General features: G+C 65.9%; 14 protein-coding genes. 10 read left to right on the top strand and 4 right to left on the bottom strand.

The genetic code is table 11. From position 1 onward, the window contains the following. The 3 genes from dnaK to IEX33_RS13700 form a co-directional block, all read right to left on the bottom strand. The gene (gene dnaK, locus IEX33_RS13710) at positions 1-1,878 is read right to left on the bottom strand and encodes a molecular chaperone DnaK (RefSeq protein ID WP_188731054.1); all 1,878 of its coding nucleotides are present in this window, start codon (positions 1,876-1,878) and stop codon (positions 1-3) included. Between the two features lie 268 nt (positions 1,879-2,146). Next, positions 2,147-2,443 carry a hypothetical protein gene (locus tag IEX33_RS13705; protein WP_188731052.1) on the bottom strand — a complete coding sequence of 99 codons (297 nt, stop codon included), beginning with the start codon at positions 2,441-2,443 and terminating at the stop codon, positions 2,147-2,149. A gap of 48 nt (positions 2,444-2,491) precedes the next feature. Continuing rightward, positions 2,492-4,684 carry an MMPL family transporter gene (locus tag IEX33_RS13700; protein ID WP_188731050.1) on the bottom strand — a complete coding sequence of 731 codons (2,193 nt, stop codon included), beginning with the start codon at positions 4,682-4,684 and terminating at the stop codon, positions 2,492-2,494. 197 nt (positions 4,685-4,881) lie between these two features. Here IEX33_RS13700 and IEX33_RS13695 point away from each other — a divergent pair, with 197 nt between their 5' ends. The 7 genes from IEX33_RS13695 (at position 4,882) to pabB (ending at position 11,083) form a co-directional block, all read left to right on the top strand. Then, complete coding sequence (locus IEX33_RS13695; protein ID WP_188731048.1) at positions 4,882-5,415, top strand: MarR family winged helix-turn-helix transcriptional regulator; 534 nt, start codon at positions 4,882-4,884, stop codon at positions 5,413-5,415. Positions 5,416-5,430: 15 nt separating this feature from the next. Beyond that, a complete protein-coding gene (locus tag IEX33_RS13690) occupies positions 5,431-6,249 on the top strand; it encodes a methyltransferase domain-containing protein (RefSeq protein ID WP_188731046.1) in 819 nt (272 codons plus the stop codon). A gap of 103 nt (positions 6,250-6,352) precedes the next feature. Further along, a complete protein-coding gene (locus IEX33_RS13685) occupies positions 6,353-6,976 on the top strand; it encodes a LysE family transporter (protein ID WP_181038179.1) in 624 nt (207 codons plus the stop codon). Between the two features lie 114 nt (positions 6,977-7,090). Beyond that, positions 7,091-7,630, top strand: coding sequence for a low molecular weight protein-tyrosine-phosphatase (locus IEX33_RS13680; RefSeq protein ID WP_188731043.1), 540 nt, complete (start codon positions 7,091-7,093; stop codon positions 7,628-7,630). Between the two features lie 59 nt (positions 7,631-7,689). After that, a complete protein-coding gene (locus IEX33_RS13675; RefSeq protein ID WP_188731041.1) occupies positions 7,690-8,835 on the top strand; it encodes a GTP-binding protein in 1,146 nt (381 codons plus the stop codon). A 54-nt stretch (positions 8,836-8,889) separates the two neighbouring features. Next, positions 8,890-9,012, top strand: a complete 123-nt coding sequence (ykgO, locus tag IEX33_RS13670) for a type B 50S ribosomal protein L36 (RefSeq protein ID WP_011693081.1) — start codon at positions 8,890-8,892, stop codon at positions 9,010-9,012. Between the two features lie 16 nt (positions 9,013-9,028). Next, positions 9,029-11,083 (top strand): aminodeoxychorismate synthase component I, encoded by a 2,055-nt coding sequence (gene pabB, locus IEX33_RS13665; RefSeq protein ID WP_188731039.1) that lies wholly within the window; start codon positions 9,029-9,031, stop codon positions 11,081-11,083. Positions 11,084-11,103: 20 nt separating this feature from the next. Here the strand turns inward: pabB and cls are convergent, their stop codons facing one another. Beyond that, complete coding sequence (gene cls / locus IEX33_RS13660; RefSeq protein ID WP_188731702.1) at positions 11,104-12,576, bottom strand: cardiolipin synthase; 1,473 nt, start codon at positions 12,574-12,576, stop codon at positions 11,104-11,106. A gap of 99 nt (positions 12,577-12,675) precedes the next feature. Between cls and IEX33_RS13655 the strand changes: the two genes are divergently transcribed. From IEX33_RS13655 to IEX33_RS13645, 3 genes are all read left to right on the top strand, one after another. After that, complete coding sequence (locus tag IEX33_RS13655) at positions 12,676-13,611, top strand: aminodeoxychorismate lyase (protein ID WP_188731037.1); 936 nt, start codon at positions 12,676-12,678, stop codon at positions 13,609-13,611. Positions 13,612-13,677: 66 nt separating this feature from the next. Continuing rightward, entirely contained in the window at positions 13,678-14,142 is a 465-nt protein-coding gene (locus IEX33_RS13650; RefSeq protein WP_104188559.1) for a pyridoxamine 5'-phosphate oxidase family protein, read from the top strand. Between the two features lie 232 nt (positions 14,143-14,374). Continuing rightward, a complete protein-coding gene (locus IEX33_RS13645) occupies positions 14,375-14,632 on the top strand; it encodes a hypothetical protein (protein ID WP_104188556.1) in 258 nt (85 codons plus the stop codon). Positions 14,633-14,656: the final 24 nt, after the last annotated feature.

The raw sequence follows: 14,656 nt of genomic DNA, 5'->3' as shown, positions 1-14,656 counted from the left end.
CTACTTCTTCGCTTCGTCTTCGTCGATGATCTCGGCGTCAACGATGTCCTCGTCGCCAGCTTTGTCACCGGCAGCTGATCCCGCAGCGCCTTCAGCACCTGCAGCGCCGGTGGCACCGTCCGGTGAACCGGCCTGGGCGTAGATGGCCTCGCCCAGCTTGCCCTGGGAAGCCTGGAGCTTCTCGAAGGCGGCCTTCACGGCGGCGTCGTCGGTGCCTTCGAGTGCCTTCTTGAGGTCGTCGACGTCGGCCTGGACCTCGGTCTTGACCTCTTCAGGCAGCTTGTCGGCGTTGTCCGCGATCAGCTTGTCCACGGAGTAGGCGAGCTGCTCGGCGGTGTTGCGGGTGTCGGTTGCCTCGCGGCGGGCCTTGTCCTCGGCTGCGTGCTCCTCGGCATCCTTGACCATGCGGTCAATGTCTTCCTTGGAGAGGCTGGAACCGCCGGTGATGGTCATGGACTGTTCCTTGCCGGTGCCCTTGTCCTTCGCGGAGACATGGACGATGCCGTTGGCGTCGATGTCGAAGGTGACCTCAACCTGCGGGACGCCGCGCGGAGCCGGAGCGATACCGGTCAGCTCGAATGTGCCCAGCGGCTTGTTGTCGCGGGTGAATTCGCGCTCGCCCTGGAAGACCTGGATGGCCACGGACGGCTGGTTGTCGTCAGCCGTGGTGAAGGTCTCGGACCGCTTGGTGGGGATGGCCGTGTTGCGCTCGATCAGGTGCGTCATCACACCGCCCTTGGTTTCGATGCCGAGGGACAGCGGGGTGACGTCGATCAGGAGGACGTCCTTGCGCTCGCCCTTCAGGACACCGGCCTGCAGGGCTGCGCCAACAGCCACAACCTCGTCCGGGTTCACGCCCTTGTTCGGCTCCTTGCCGCCTGCCAGTTCCTTGACCAGCTCGGAGACAGCGGGCATGCGGGTGGAACCGCCCACCAGCACGATGTGGTCGATGTCGGAGAGCTTGATGCCGGCTTCCTTGATGACGTCGTGGAACGGCTTCTTGGTGCGCTCCAGCAGGTCCTTGGTGAGGTCCTGGAACTTGGCGCGGGTCAGCTGCTCGTCCAGGTGGACCGGGCCGTCGGGGGTGACGGACAGGTACTGGAGGGAGACGTTGGTGCTGGTGGAGGAAGAGAGTTCCTTCTTGGCCTGCTCAGCGGCTTCGCGGAGGCGCTGGAGGGCGATCTTGTCCTTGGACAGGTCCATGCCCTTGACCTTGAGCTGGTTGAGCAGGTAGTCAACGACGCGCTGGTCCCAGTCGTCGCCGCCCAGGCGGTTGTCACCGGCGGTGGCGCGGACCTGGATGGTGGAGAAGTTGTCTTCGTCCTTGCCGACTTCCAGCAGGGAGACGTCGAAGGTGCCGCCGCCGAGGTCGAAGACCAGGATGAGTTCGTCTTCCTTGCCCTTGTCCAGGCCGTAGGCCAGCGCTGCCGCGGTGGGCTCGTTGACGATGCGCAGGACGTTCAGGCCTGCAATCTCGCCGGCTTCCTTGGTTGCCTGGCGCTCGGCGTCGTTGAAGTACGCCGGAACGGTGATCACAGCGTCTGTGACCTTTTCACCCAGGTAGGACTCGGCGTCGTTCTTCAGCTTCATGAGGATACGCGCGGAGATTTCCTGCGGGGTGTACTTCTTCTCGTCAATGTTGACGGTCCAGTCCGTGCCCATGTGGCGCTTGACCGAGGCGATGGTGCGATCGATGTTGTTGACGGCCTGGCGCTTGGCGATTTCACCCACCAGGACTTCGCCGGACTTGGAGAACGCAACGACGGACGGCGTGGTGCGGCCACCCTCGGCGTTGGCAATAACGGTGGGCTCGCCACCTTCGAGAACGGAGACGACGGAGTTGGTGGTTCCGAGGTCGATACCTACTGCACGTGACATGTGTTGCTTCCTTCTTTCCTTGGAAACTGGTTGGCGCCCGCTATTGAGCGTTCTGCACTCAACTTTACTCAGGTCGCCTTTGATGTCAACACGGAGTTGAGCGAGGTACGCTCAACTTTGCGTCCGGGCAACTCCATGGATCCGCCCGGCTGTCAGCATTGGCGCGGTTAACAGCGCTTAAACGCGGACGACGGCGGCTCTCCGTTTTCGCTGTTGGAGAACCCGCCGCCGTTCTGCTTCGCGTTGCGGGGCTGCTCTTGCCGCCGCGCTACCTGTCGCTGTCCCGGCCGCCGTGCAGGGGACCGCCCTCCTTCGAGGTGGTGTTCACCTGGCCGTCCGCGAGCCCGTCCTGGAGGGCATCGGTTTCGCGGGCTGCGCCGGAGGTGCCGGCGTCACCGTAGTCCCCGTCCGGGTACTCGCCGTCCTCAGGGTTCCCGGCGGGCTCTCCCACCGTCCCGGCATCACCGTAGTCGCCGTCCACGTACTGCCCGCCCTCGCCTTCCAGCCCGGGGGCTGTGCTTCCCTTGCGGGGCTGCTCGGCCGGGGATTCCTGGTTCTCGGTCATGGTGCATCTCTCCTTTGAGTTCCGCGTCCATGCGGGCGCAAGTGCAGTCTATCCAGCAGGTGTTTTGGCCAACAGGGCTTCATCCCGGTCCGGCCGTTCCTCAACCTCCTGCCGCCCGAGCTTGCTGGGCCACCAGATACGGGGGCCGATGTCGTACGCCAGGGCGGGCACCAGCAGGGACCTCACCAGCACGGTGTCCAGCAGCACACCGAAGGCCACAATGAATGCCAGCTGCACCAGGAACATGATGGGGATGACACCGAGGGCTGCGAAGGTGGCAGCCAGGACCACGCCGGCGGAGGTGATGACGCCGCCGGTGACGCCCAGGCCGCGAAGGATGCCGGGACGGGTGCCGTGCTTCAGCGATTCCTCACGGACCCGGCTCATCAGGAAGATGTTGTAGTCCACCCCGAGGGCCACCAAGAACACGAAACCGAACAGCGGAACGGTGGCATCAGCGCCCGGGAAACCCAGGATGTTGTTGAACACGAAGGCCGAGACCCCCATGGCTGCCGCGTAGGAGAGCACCACCGAGAGCACCAGCAGCACCGGCGCCAGGACGGAGCGCAGCAGCAGCATCAGGATGAAGAGGATGACCACCAGGACCACGGGGATGATGATCACCAGGTCACGCTGGGCGGTGGTGTTGGTATCCAGGGCGGTCGCGGTCACGCCGCCCACCAGGGCGTCCGGGTCCACGGCCTTCACGTCCTCGCGCAGGGCTTTCACCGCTTCCTCGGCCTCCAGGGAGTCTGCGGCGGAGTTCAGGGTGGCGTTGATGAGCACCTTGCCGTCGCGGACGTCGGGGGCGCTGGGAGCGCCGGGGGCTCCGGTGATGGGCACGCTGCCCTGGGCCAGCAGATAGGCGTCCCCTACGCCGTCGGCCGCCTTGACTGTGTCAAGCACCTCCTGCGCCTTGCTCTGGTCCGCAACCACGACGGCGGGGCTGCCGCTGCCGGCGTCGAAGTGGCGCGCCAGGGCGTCCTGGCCGTCGACGGCGTTGGAGGCGGTGAGGATGACGTCTGTCTGCGGAACGCCGTTGGCCTTGAGCTGCAGGACGCCGGCCGAGGCCACCAGCAACAGCAGGACCGAGGCGATCCACACGGCACGCGGACGCCGGGAGACCAGAGATCCGGTGGCGCGCCACAGACCCTTCTGGCCCTCCAGCCCGGTCACCAGTTCGGGTTCGCGGTCTTCCGCCGGGACCAGCTTGGGGCGGAACGGCCAGAAAGCCGCCCGGCCCAGGAGCGCCATCAGGGCCGGCAGCAGTGTGAGGGCCGCGAACAGGGAGCAAAGAATGCCGGCAGCAGCCACAGGGCCAAGGGCCTTGTTGGAGTTCAGGTCGGAGAAAAGCAGGCACAGCAGGGCGATGATCACGGTGGCACCGGAGGCCAGGATCGGCTCGAAGGATGCCTTCCAGGCGGTGAGCACGGCCGCGGTGCGGTTGGTGGTGTGGGTCAGGGCCTCGCGGAACCGTGCCACGTAGAGGAGTGCATAGTCCGTTGCGGCGCCAATGACCAGGATGGACAGGATGCCCTGGCTTTGGCCGTTCAGCTGGATCCATCCGGCCTTGGCCATGCCGAACACCAGCAGGATGGCCGCGCACAGCGCAAAGACGGAAGTCAGGAGCACCATCATGGGCAGCAGGAGGGAACGGTACACGATCAGGAGGATCACAAACACGGCGGCCAGGGCCACCAGGAGGAGGATTCCGTCAATCCCGGCGAAGGCGGCCGTGAGGTCCGCCGCGAGCCCGGCCGGGCCGGTCACAAAGGTCTGCATTCCTGCCGGCGCGGACTCGGACACGGTGTCCCGCAGCTCCTGGACGGCCTCCTTGACTTCCGCGGACGAATCGATCGGCACGATGAACTGGACCGCCTTGCCGTCCTCGGAAGGAATCGGGCCCACAACGGCGCTGCCAAGCTGCAGCCCTTCCAGCTCCGTCTTGAGGCCCGCCACTTCGCCGAACTGGGCCGGGGTGAAGGCTTCATTGCTCTCGATCACGATCACGCCGGGCACCTCGTCCGAGTCCCGGAACTTCGCCTGCCAGTCCTGGGCGGCAGTGGCCTCCGCGCTGGCGGGAAGAAAGGAGGCCTGGTCGTTGGACGATACCTCTTCAAGGCGGCCGAAAGTGGGGCCTCCTACGCCGGCGAGCGCCAGCCACGTGAGGACCAGGATGACGGGGAGCAGCCAGCGCAGCCAGAACGGGACGCGTTCCGTTCCTGCGGATTTGTGTTTCATGATGCCTTCCGGACGACGGGCGGGGAGTAACATTGGCTCCATATTAGAGTATCTCCATCATGGAGATAAGCGTCAGGCTAGCTTTTTCTTTATGCCGCCGATACTGAGGGGCCTCAGCCGCTGAAGTAATATCCGTCAGTACGCAACGCGCGGTTGCACTGCAAGCGGCCAAGCATCGGGATGACCAGGAGGTGGACATGGCAGACGGCACCAGCCCGGCACCCCAGGGCGGCCCTCCCGGAACTGCCGGAGGGCCCCATCCCCTGGTCCGCCTCCTGCAGGAATTCACGCTCGAGGCCAACCGCTACGTGGACACAGCAGGCGGCCGCAAGGACATGCACCGGACAGACCTCAACGCGCTGGCCGTGATCATGCGCCACACGGCCAAGGGAAATGTGGTCACTCCGGGGCTCCTGCGGAAGGAACTGCACCTCAGCTCCCCCGCCACCACCGCCCTGATCGACCGGCTGGACCATTCCGGACACGTGACCCGTGAGCGGCACAGCTCGGACCGCCGGCAGGTCCAGCTCAGGATGACGCCCAAGGCGTTCCAGGAGGGCGGCGCCATCTTCGCTCCGCTCGCCCGCCAGATGGGCAGCGCCATGGCCGGGTTCTCGGCTGACGAGCTCGATACTGTCACCCGGTTCATGACCGCCATGGTGGAGGCCACGGTTGCTGCGCGCGAAGAGTCTTCCGCTGGCCTGCCGGACACACCCGCCCCACCCAACTAGGGGTAGCGTTTGGTTATGAGTGCGCAGCAGCCTGAAGACGACGTTTACACGCACGGCCACCACGAGTCCGTGGTCCGCGCCCATGCCGCCAGGACCGCCGAGAATTCGGCAGCATTCGTCCTGCCGCACCTCCCACCCGGAGCCAGCGTGCTCGACGTCGGCTGCGGCCCGGGCACCATCACGTGCGACTTCGCCGTCCTGGTGGCGCCGGGGAAGGTGACGGGCCTGGACCGGTCACCGGACATCATCGCCCAGGCCAAGGCGCTCGCCATGGAACGCGAGGTGTCCAACGTGGAGTTCGTGGCCGGGAATATCTACGACCTGGACTTCGAGGATGAGACTTTCGACGTCGTCCACGCCCACCAGGTGCTCCAGCACCTTACGGATCCGGTGGAGGCGCTGCGTGAGATGCGGCGCGTTGCCAAGCCCGGCGGCATCGTTGCCGTGCGCGACGCCGATTTCCACGGCATGAGCTGGTACCCCGCCATTCCGGAACTGGACGAGTGGATGGAGCTTTACCAGCGCATCGCGCGGCGGAACGGGGCGGAACCCGACGCCGGCCGGCGGCTGGTCAGCTGGGCGCAGGCGGCCGGATTTACCGATGTGGCACCCTCCAGCAGCAACTGGCTTTATGCCACAAGCCAGCAGCGCCGGTGGCAGGCGCGCGTGTGGGGGGAACGCGTGCTTCATTCCGCCTTCGCGGAGCAGGCGCTGGAATACGGCTTCGCCAATCCCGCGGACCTTGCCCGGATCTCGGCCGGGTGGCACCGCTGGGGCTCCACCGACGACGGGTGGTTCCTGATCCCCAACGGTGAGGTCATTGCCCGGGCATGAGCCCGCACATGCCCAGGGGCCGTACTCGCAGTACGGCAGCCGTGGCCCGCAAGCAGGGCAAACAGGGTGATTAAGTAGCGTCAACGGCCACTAAACTTGGATGGTGCAATTCTCCCTTTGGCTCGCCCTGGTGGGCGCCGGAACCCTCATCAGCTTCACGCCCGGCGCCGGAGCCATCAACACCATGAGCAATTCCCTGAACGCCGGGTTCCGCCGGTCCATCTGGGGCATCCTGGGACAACAGGCAGCACTGGTGATCCACGTGGTGATCGTGGCGCTCGGTGTGGGAGTGCTGGTGGCAAGCTCTCCTGTCGCCTTCAACGTCATCCGCTTTGCCGGCGCCGCCTACCTCGTATACCTGGGCATCAGGCAATTCCTGAGCAAACCGAATCTCGAAGAGCAACAAACCGCTTCCCTCCGGAACGAACCTGCCTGGTCCATCTTCCGCCGGGGACTGTGGGTAAACCTGCTCAACCCCAAGGCCATCATCTTCTTCCTGGCGTTCATGCCCCAGTTCATCAGGCCTGAACAGCCGCTCCTCGCCCAATACGCCGTACTGACGGCCACGATTATTGCCATCGACATCCTGGTGATGTGGTTCTTCTTCGCGGCAGCCGCCCGGTCCTTCCAGCGGTTTACGCATTCAGCTCGTGGACAGATGGTCCTCAGCAAGGTCTTTGGCGTGCTCTTCGTAGGCGTCGGCATCCTCCTGGCCGTCATGCACTAGGCGGCCCACTCACCCCACCGTCCGTGACTAACGGGAAAACTTCTTTACAAGCCTGTCACGCAATATGAATCACTTCTCTGGCCAATCGGGACGATAGCGCGCATGCTTAGTTTCATGAACTCAGCGTCGAGCCCATACCGCGTCATCGCCGTCTGCACCGGCAACATCTGCCGGTCCCCCATGGCTGAGCTCATGCTCGCTGCGGCCCTTGAACGCGAGGGTCTGGACGACCTCGTGGCGGTGGACTCGGCAGGAACCACGGGCTACGAGGCCGGCCGCCCCATCGATCCCCGGGCCGCCCGCAGGCTCGCCGCCACCCAGCTTCTATCGGAGCAGCACATCGCCCGCGAATGGGAGCCGGACTGGTTCCACTCCAGGGACCTGATCCTTGCGCTGGACATCGACCACTATGCCTGGCTCAGCGAAGCCGCCCCGAATCAGGAGTCACTGGAAAAGATCCGCATGTTCCGCAGCTTCGATCCCTCAGTGGCGGGCCTGGACCTCCTGGACCAGGGCATCGAGGACCCCTGGTACGGCGGACACGCGGACTTTGACGCCGTCTGGCATCAAATCCACGCAGCGCTCCCCGGCATCGTGGACCACATCAAGTCAGCCGTGCTTCGCAGCGCGGAGCTGCAGCGGCAGAACCGCTGACCCGAGGTTCGGCGCACTTAGGTTTGTAGTTGAGAATGATTCTCAACTAGGCTGGGCATATGGAGCTCATCGTTGTCACTTCCCTGGATGCCCTTTGCCGCCAGCAGGCCTGCGAGGACCTGGCGGCCGCCCGCCCCGGAAGCCTCGTGGTCCTTCACGATCTGCTGGAAAACGGGGTGGTGGTCCGGCGGACTTTCACCGGGGCCGGCGAGATTGAACGCGGGGAGTCCTTCCTGGAGCACGGGTGCCTGAGCTGCGCCGTGCGCCTGGACCTGGTGCCCGGTATTGAGCGGCTGATCCAGGACAGCCGGGGAAAGCGAATCCCCGGTCCCATCATCATCGGACTGGCACCGGCCACCCCTGCGCACGCGGCCGTTACCGCGCTGAACGGAAAACTGGCGGACCGCGCCACCGTCTCTTCCGTGATCCTCGCGCTGGCTCCGGATGCGCTGGAGGACCATATCTGGGACTCCCACACACTGTTCGAATCCGGCTTCACTACGATGGTGGAGGATGAGCGGACGCCCGGCGAATGCCTCATCGGCGAGCTGGCCTTTGCCGACACCGTCCTGGTGACGGAACCGGACATCGTGCCACCGGATCCGGCGGCCCGGGAGCGGGGTCTGCACCTGGCCCGGCAGCTTGCACCCCACGCGGACCTGGCGTCCAGCGCAGGTGAGGTCCGCCCGGGACGTCACCATTACCTGGGGTCGCTGGCCCGGACGGCACCCGGAACAGTGCCCTCCGATAAAGTTCCCTCCGAAACGGTGCATCGGACGGACGCTGAACGGCCCGGGGGCGCAGGAACGAGCGATGCTTCACCGTTCATGACTGTGGTACAGCGCGTTGAACGGCCGCTGCACCCCGGACGTTTCCGCCAAGCCCTGGCAACTTTGGCGGAAGGCTGCTGCGTGGTGCGCGGCAACCTCTGGATTGCCTCGGCGCCCGAATGCCGCATTGCCATCCAGGGCGTCGGACCCCGGATCTGGCTTGAGAATACCGGGGCGTGGGACGACGTTCCTCCAACGGAGGTCCCTGCCGGCCGCGGAATGCCGGCGCCTGCCGCCACGGTCATCACCGCCACCGGCGAGGACCTCGACGCGGCGGAATTCGAGCACCTCCTCACTTCCTGCCAGCTCACCGACGAGGAACTGGCGTCCGGCAAGGGCCTGCACGACCCCTTCGGCCTCGAACAGGCCAGCTGAGCTTCAATCCCGCAACCGGTACCAACCAAACAATCAACCCACAAGGAGCACACCATGAAGGTCCGCAACTCACTTCGCGCATTGAAGAAGATCCCGGGAGCCCAGATTGTCCGGCGCCGCGGCCGGACGTTCGTTATCAACAAGAAGAACCCGCGGATGAAAGCCCGGCAGGGATAAAGGTACGCTCTACTCCATGAGCCCAGCCCCCGTCATCATCGCCATTGACGGACGCTCCGGCGCTGGGAAGACGACGCTCGCCGTCGAACTGGCCGCCAGGCTGCGCGCCCACCACAAGGTGTCGCTGTTCCACCTCGAGGACATATACCCCGGATGGAATGGACTGGCGGCGGGCATCGAGAGGTATGTTTCCACGGTGCTCACCCCCCTGGGCCGCGGGGAGGCTGCCTCCTGGGTCTGCTGGGACTGGGAGAAACATTACGACGGCGAACCCCGGGTGACGCTTCCGGCAGAGATCGTCATCGTGGAGGGCGTGGGGGCGGCAGCAGCAGCGGCCCGCCCCCGGCTGAGCGCGGTGATCTGGGCCGAGGCCCCGGACGACGTGCGCCGGACCCGGGCGCTGGACCGGGACGGCGAAACCTATGAGCCGTTCTGGGACCAGTGGGCGGCGCAGGAAGAGGAGTGGCTCGCGGCGGACAACGTCCCCCTCGATGCCGACATCCGCGTGCGTAACCCCGCCGACGGCTCGGCACCGGCCGACGTGCTGCAGGTCCTCCCCTACCTTCCGGCGCTGGCCCCCGCCCTGGCACCTGAGTTGTCAGCACGCCGGGGACTGCGCCTCCGCGCGGAACGCCTGGACGTCCGTCCGGACGCCGCGGGACTCTTCGGCGCCCTCTACGGACGCTCGCCCAACGCCGTCTGGCTGGACTCCTCGAACGCAGGAGCTGCCCCGGACACGGATGCCGGGGAAGCTGCGGAGCGCAGCCGCTTCAGCATCATGGCGGACGACGGCGGCACATTCGGCCAGTCGGTAACGCACCGTTCAGGCCACAGCCTGCTCAGCGCGGGGTGCGCCACCGCCACCGTTCAAGGCCCCTTCTTCCGTTGGCTGGACACCGTGTGGGGGCTTTCCGCCGTCGAGATTCCCGATGCGTACCCCGGCGGCTTCGCGCTCGGCTGGCTAGGCTGCCTGGGTTACGAACTCAAGCGCGAGACCGGCGGGACCGATCTCCCCTCCCCCACCCCAGATGCCGCGCTCATCTTCGCCGGAAGGGCCGTGGTCCTGGACCACGCGGAAGGAGCCGCCTGGCTCCTGGCACTCGACGCCCCCGATGCCGATGACTGGCTGGTCCAGGCGCGGGCCGCCGTGGAAACCGCCGGTCCGGCAGCGCAAGCCGGCGGCAGCACCGGCGTCGCCCTCCCGGCAGCGCCGGCCTTCCGCAGCCGGGACACCCGCGCGGAATACCTGGCCAAAATCTCTGCGGCACAGCACCAGATCGGCGAGGGGAACTCCTACGAGGTCTGCCTGACCACCGCCCTGTCCGCGGACATACCGGCTGATGCCCTGGATCCATGGACCACGTACCTGGCGCTGCGCCGCAGGAATCCCGCGCCCTTTGCCAGTTACCTGCGCCTGGGCAGCCTCACGGTGGCCAGCACCTCGCCCGAGCGGTTCCTGAAGATCGCGGCCGACGGCGGGATGCGCGCCGAGCCCATCAAGGGAACCCGCCGCCGGGCTGCAGACCCCGCAGAGGACGCCCGGCTGCGCACGGACCTTGCCACCGCGCTGAAGGACCGCGCCGAAAACATCATGATCGTGGACCTGCTCCGCAATGACCTCAGCCACTTCGCCGTCCCCGGATCGGTGACCGTCAGCAGGCTCTGCGCCATTGAAAGCTACGCCACCGTCCACCAGATGGTGAGCACCATTGACGCGCAGCTGAAGCCGGGTTCCTCCCGGGCCGAGGCCGTGGCCGCCTGCTTCCCCGCCGGATCCATGACCGGCGCACCCAAGATCAGCACCATGGCCATCCTGGATGACCTGGAAGCGGGCGCCCGCGGGGTCTACTCGGGAGCGATCGGCTACTTTTCCTTGAACGGGGCCACGGACCTTGCCGTCGCGATCCGGACCCTGGTGATCAACGCCGGGGGCAAAGGAACGGCGGAACTGACGCTCGGCGTCGGCGGTGCCATCACCGCGGACTCAGATCCGGAGGACGAATACGAGGAAATCCGCACCAAGGCGTTCGGCGTCCTCTCCACGCTGGGAGCGGACTTCCCGGACGCCTGAACCCCGGAAACTCCCAGGTTCTACTGGACGGTGGCGGTCAGCCTCGCCACGTTGTCCACGTAGCGGGCCGCCAGGGGCCGGTTGATCCAGTCCGTCAGTTTGAGCTCGTGGGAGATGTCCCGGTAGGTGTCCTCCACCGCCCGCATCTTGGTGACGATGTCCTCGCCCAGCAGCATCACGGAAACCTCCATGTTCAGGGAGAAGGAGCGCATGTCCATGTTGCTGGAGCCGAGGACCGCCACCTCGTCGTCGATGGTGAAGTGCTTGGCATGGAGCACAAACGGGGCCTTGTAGAGGTAGATCCGGACGCCAGCCTCCAGCAGGGCCTCGTAGTAGGACCGCTGGGCGTGGTGCACCAGGAACTGGTCGCCCTTCTCGGACACGAACAGCTCCACCTCCACGCCGCGCTGGGCAGCCGTGGTGATGGCATAGAGCAGGGAGTCGTCCGGCACAAAGTAGGGGCTGCAGATGGAAATCCGGTGCTGGGCCGAGTAGATCAGGGTGTTGAACAGGCGCAGGTTGTTCTCGGTGATGAACCCCGGGCCGCTGGGAACCACCTGGGCGGTGACGTTCCCCGGCTCCGTGTTGGCCGGGAGCTGCAGCTGGTGCTCCAGCGATTCGTCGGTCTCGCTGAGCCAGTCGGTGGCAAAAACAACGTTCAGCGTGGTGACGATGGGCCCGCGCAGGCAAGCCATCAGCTCCACCCATTCCCGGCCTGCCTTGCGGTGGCGGGGGCTGTTGTAGGAGGGCTCAATCAGGTTCTGTGACCCCGTGAAGGCGATTTCGCCGTCGATCACCATGATCTTCCGGTGGTTGCGGAGGTCCGGCCGGCGCCACTGGCCGTGGATGGGCAGCAGCGGCAGCATCCGCTTCCACTGGATCTTGCCCGCGCGCAGCCGCTTCAGCAGCTTCCGGTAGCCCTGTACCCGGAGCGTGCCGATGTGGTCGAACAGCACGCGGACTTCCACGCCCCGTTCCGCGGCTTCCTCCATGGCTTCCAGGAGCTCGTCGGTGATGTGGTCCGTGCTCATGATGTAGAACTCGGCGTTGACGAACTTCTTCGCCTTGCGGACGGCCTTCGTCATTTCAAGCAGGGAATCCGGGTAGCCGGGGATGAGGTCCACCGAGTTTCCGTCCACCATGGGCAGGGACCCCAGCCTGCGGTTCAATTCCCCGGCGGACTTGACCCACTCCGGTCCCGGGTAGTCGCTTTCGACGTCGGCAAGGGACGAGATCCCGGCCCGCACCCTTTCGTTGACCTGCTGCTGCTGCTCCCGCCGGCGGCTGGACAGTTTGAAGTTGCCGAACAGGAGGAACAGGATGATGCCCACGAACGGGACGAAGAAGATGCCCAGCAGCCAGGCCATGGCCGTGGTGGGCCGCCTGTTGCCCGGAATGATGCCCACAGCCAGCACCCTGATCACCAGGTCGGCGATACCCAGCACCACAACCACCCACCCTGGAGCGGTGCCGGCAAGCGAAAATGGCCACAACACGTGCAATAACCCCCGGAAAAATGAGCTCCGGCGGACGGTTTCCAGCCGGGGCACTCCGCCCAGCTTATCGGTGGGGCACCGCACTAAGCTGGACCCATGACCTCTCCTGCGCCCGTGGTTCTCGTTTTCCTCGACCCCACCTTCCCTGGCGGCCGGCTGGCCGACGCCTCGCAGCCTCAGCTGATGGTGACGGACCAGGGCGCCACCCGGGGCGACGGCGTCTTCGAGACCATGCTGGCGGTGGGCGGAAACGTCCGCAAGGTCCAGGCCCACCTGGACCGCCTTGCCGGCTCCGCAGACGCGCTTGACCTCGTTATTCCGGGCCAGGACGAGTGGCGCCGCGCCATTGCCACCGCGCTGTCCGAGCACCGGGTCCAGAACCCTCCCGAGGCCGGGGCCGGGGACCGGGACGAACTGGTGGTGAAACTCGTGGTGACCCGCGGCGTCGAGGGCGCAACTGCCCCCAACTGCTGGGTCCAGGTCTCGCCCGTAGGCGCCGGCGCCCGGCGCCAGCGCGAAACCGGGATCGACGTGATCCTCCTGGACCGCGGCTATGACAGCGACGCCGCCGAGCGCGCACCCTGGCTGCTGCTCGGCGCCAAAACACTCTCCTACGCCGTCAACATGGCCGCACTGCGCCACGCGCACAAACAGGGCGCGGACGACGTCATCTTCATCTCCTCGGACGGCAGGGTCCTGGAGGGTCCCACGTCCACCGTGCTGCTGGCCCACGTGGAAAAGGCCGACGACGGCACGTCCGTGAAGCGCCTGATCACACCGCAGCTGGACAGCGGCATCCTGCCCGGAACATCGCAGGGGGCGCTGTTCACCGCAGCCAAGGCAGCGGGCTGGGAACTGGGCTACGGCCCGCTGGAGCCCCAGGATTTGCTGGACGCCGATGCTGTGTGGCTGATCTCCAGCGTCCGCCTGCTGGCACCGGTCAACCACATCGACGGCAAGCAGGTCGGGACGCCGTCGGTGCAGAAGGAGCTCACGGCGGAACTGAACGAGCTGTTCGCGGGCATCCAGTAGGCCGGCCTGTGATTCGGGCCGTTGCACTCTAGGTTCCGCAGGGACAGTGGCCGTAAGGTGTGGTTCATGGACTCGCAGACGCAGCCGGATGGCACCCTGACCTTTGACGAATGCTGGGAACTCCTGGCCAATGACACCGTCGGCCGCCTTGCCGTGGTGGTTGATGGCCATCCGGAGATCTTCCCGATCAACTACGTGGTGCACCGCAGGAGCATCGCCTTCAGGACGGCCGGCGTCACCAAGCTGTGGAGCGCCCTGTCCGAACGGCCCGCCGCCCTGGAAATCGACGGTTACGATCCCCACACCGAAGAGGCGTGGAGCGTGGTGCTGCGCGGAGACACCCAGGTCATCGAGGACCAGGCGGACAAAGATGCCGTGGACAGCCTGGGTCTTGAGCCGTGGCAGCCGGGCGAAAAGGCGAACTACATCCGGCTCTCAGCCCGCGCGCTGACGGGCCGCCGCTTCAAGGTGAACCGCCCGGACGTCTGGGCCACCCGGGCGCAGGACAGGCGCCGCGCTTCCTTCGAATAGTGGCGTCCAAGGCTCCCCGGCGGCAGGAAATTTCCGACGCCGGATGGGCAGTTCGGGGGCCGCGGGAATGGATAATCCAGACGCTTGCCTGATTGGTTGTCTACGGGTAAAGTCTACATTGTAGATGCGGCAGTGACACCTTCATCCACACTCCATTGCCCCGTGCACGGCATTGAGGTTAGCTGCTGTAGCCGAACGGCAGTACCACCGCACTTAGCGAAGGGAAGCCGTCTTGGCACATTCGCAGTTCGACCTCTTTCTCAAAGAAGCCACCTATCTCGACCAGGCCTCGGAATCCACGCTGGACCGCGACCGCCTGTACGGCCTGTACACCAGCTGGTGCTTTATCAACCAGCAGAAGCCCGGACCGGAATCCGAGTTCTGGGCCGCCATGAGCCACCGCAGGATTGCTTCCGGCCACAACGGGCTGCGCATGAAGGGCCCCGCTGCCGCCGATTACATCCTGGCAAGCTACCCAGGACTCGTATAGCAAGCCGCAGTAGACGGGTAACGG

Origin of the sequence: Pseudarthrobacter scleromae, from assembly GCF_014644515.1 — a bacterium.
In the GTDB taxonomy this organism is placed as follows: Bacteria; Actinomycetota; Actinomycetes; order Actinomycetales; family Micrococcaceae; genus Arthrobacter; species Arthrobacter scleromae.
This window is presented reverse-complemented; position numbering and strand designations above follow the sequence as displayed.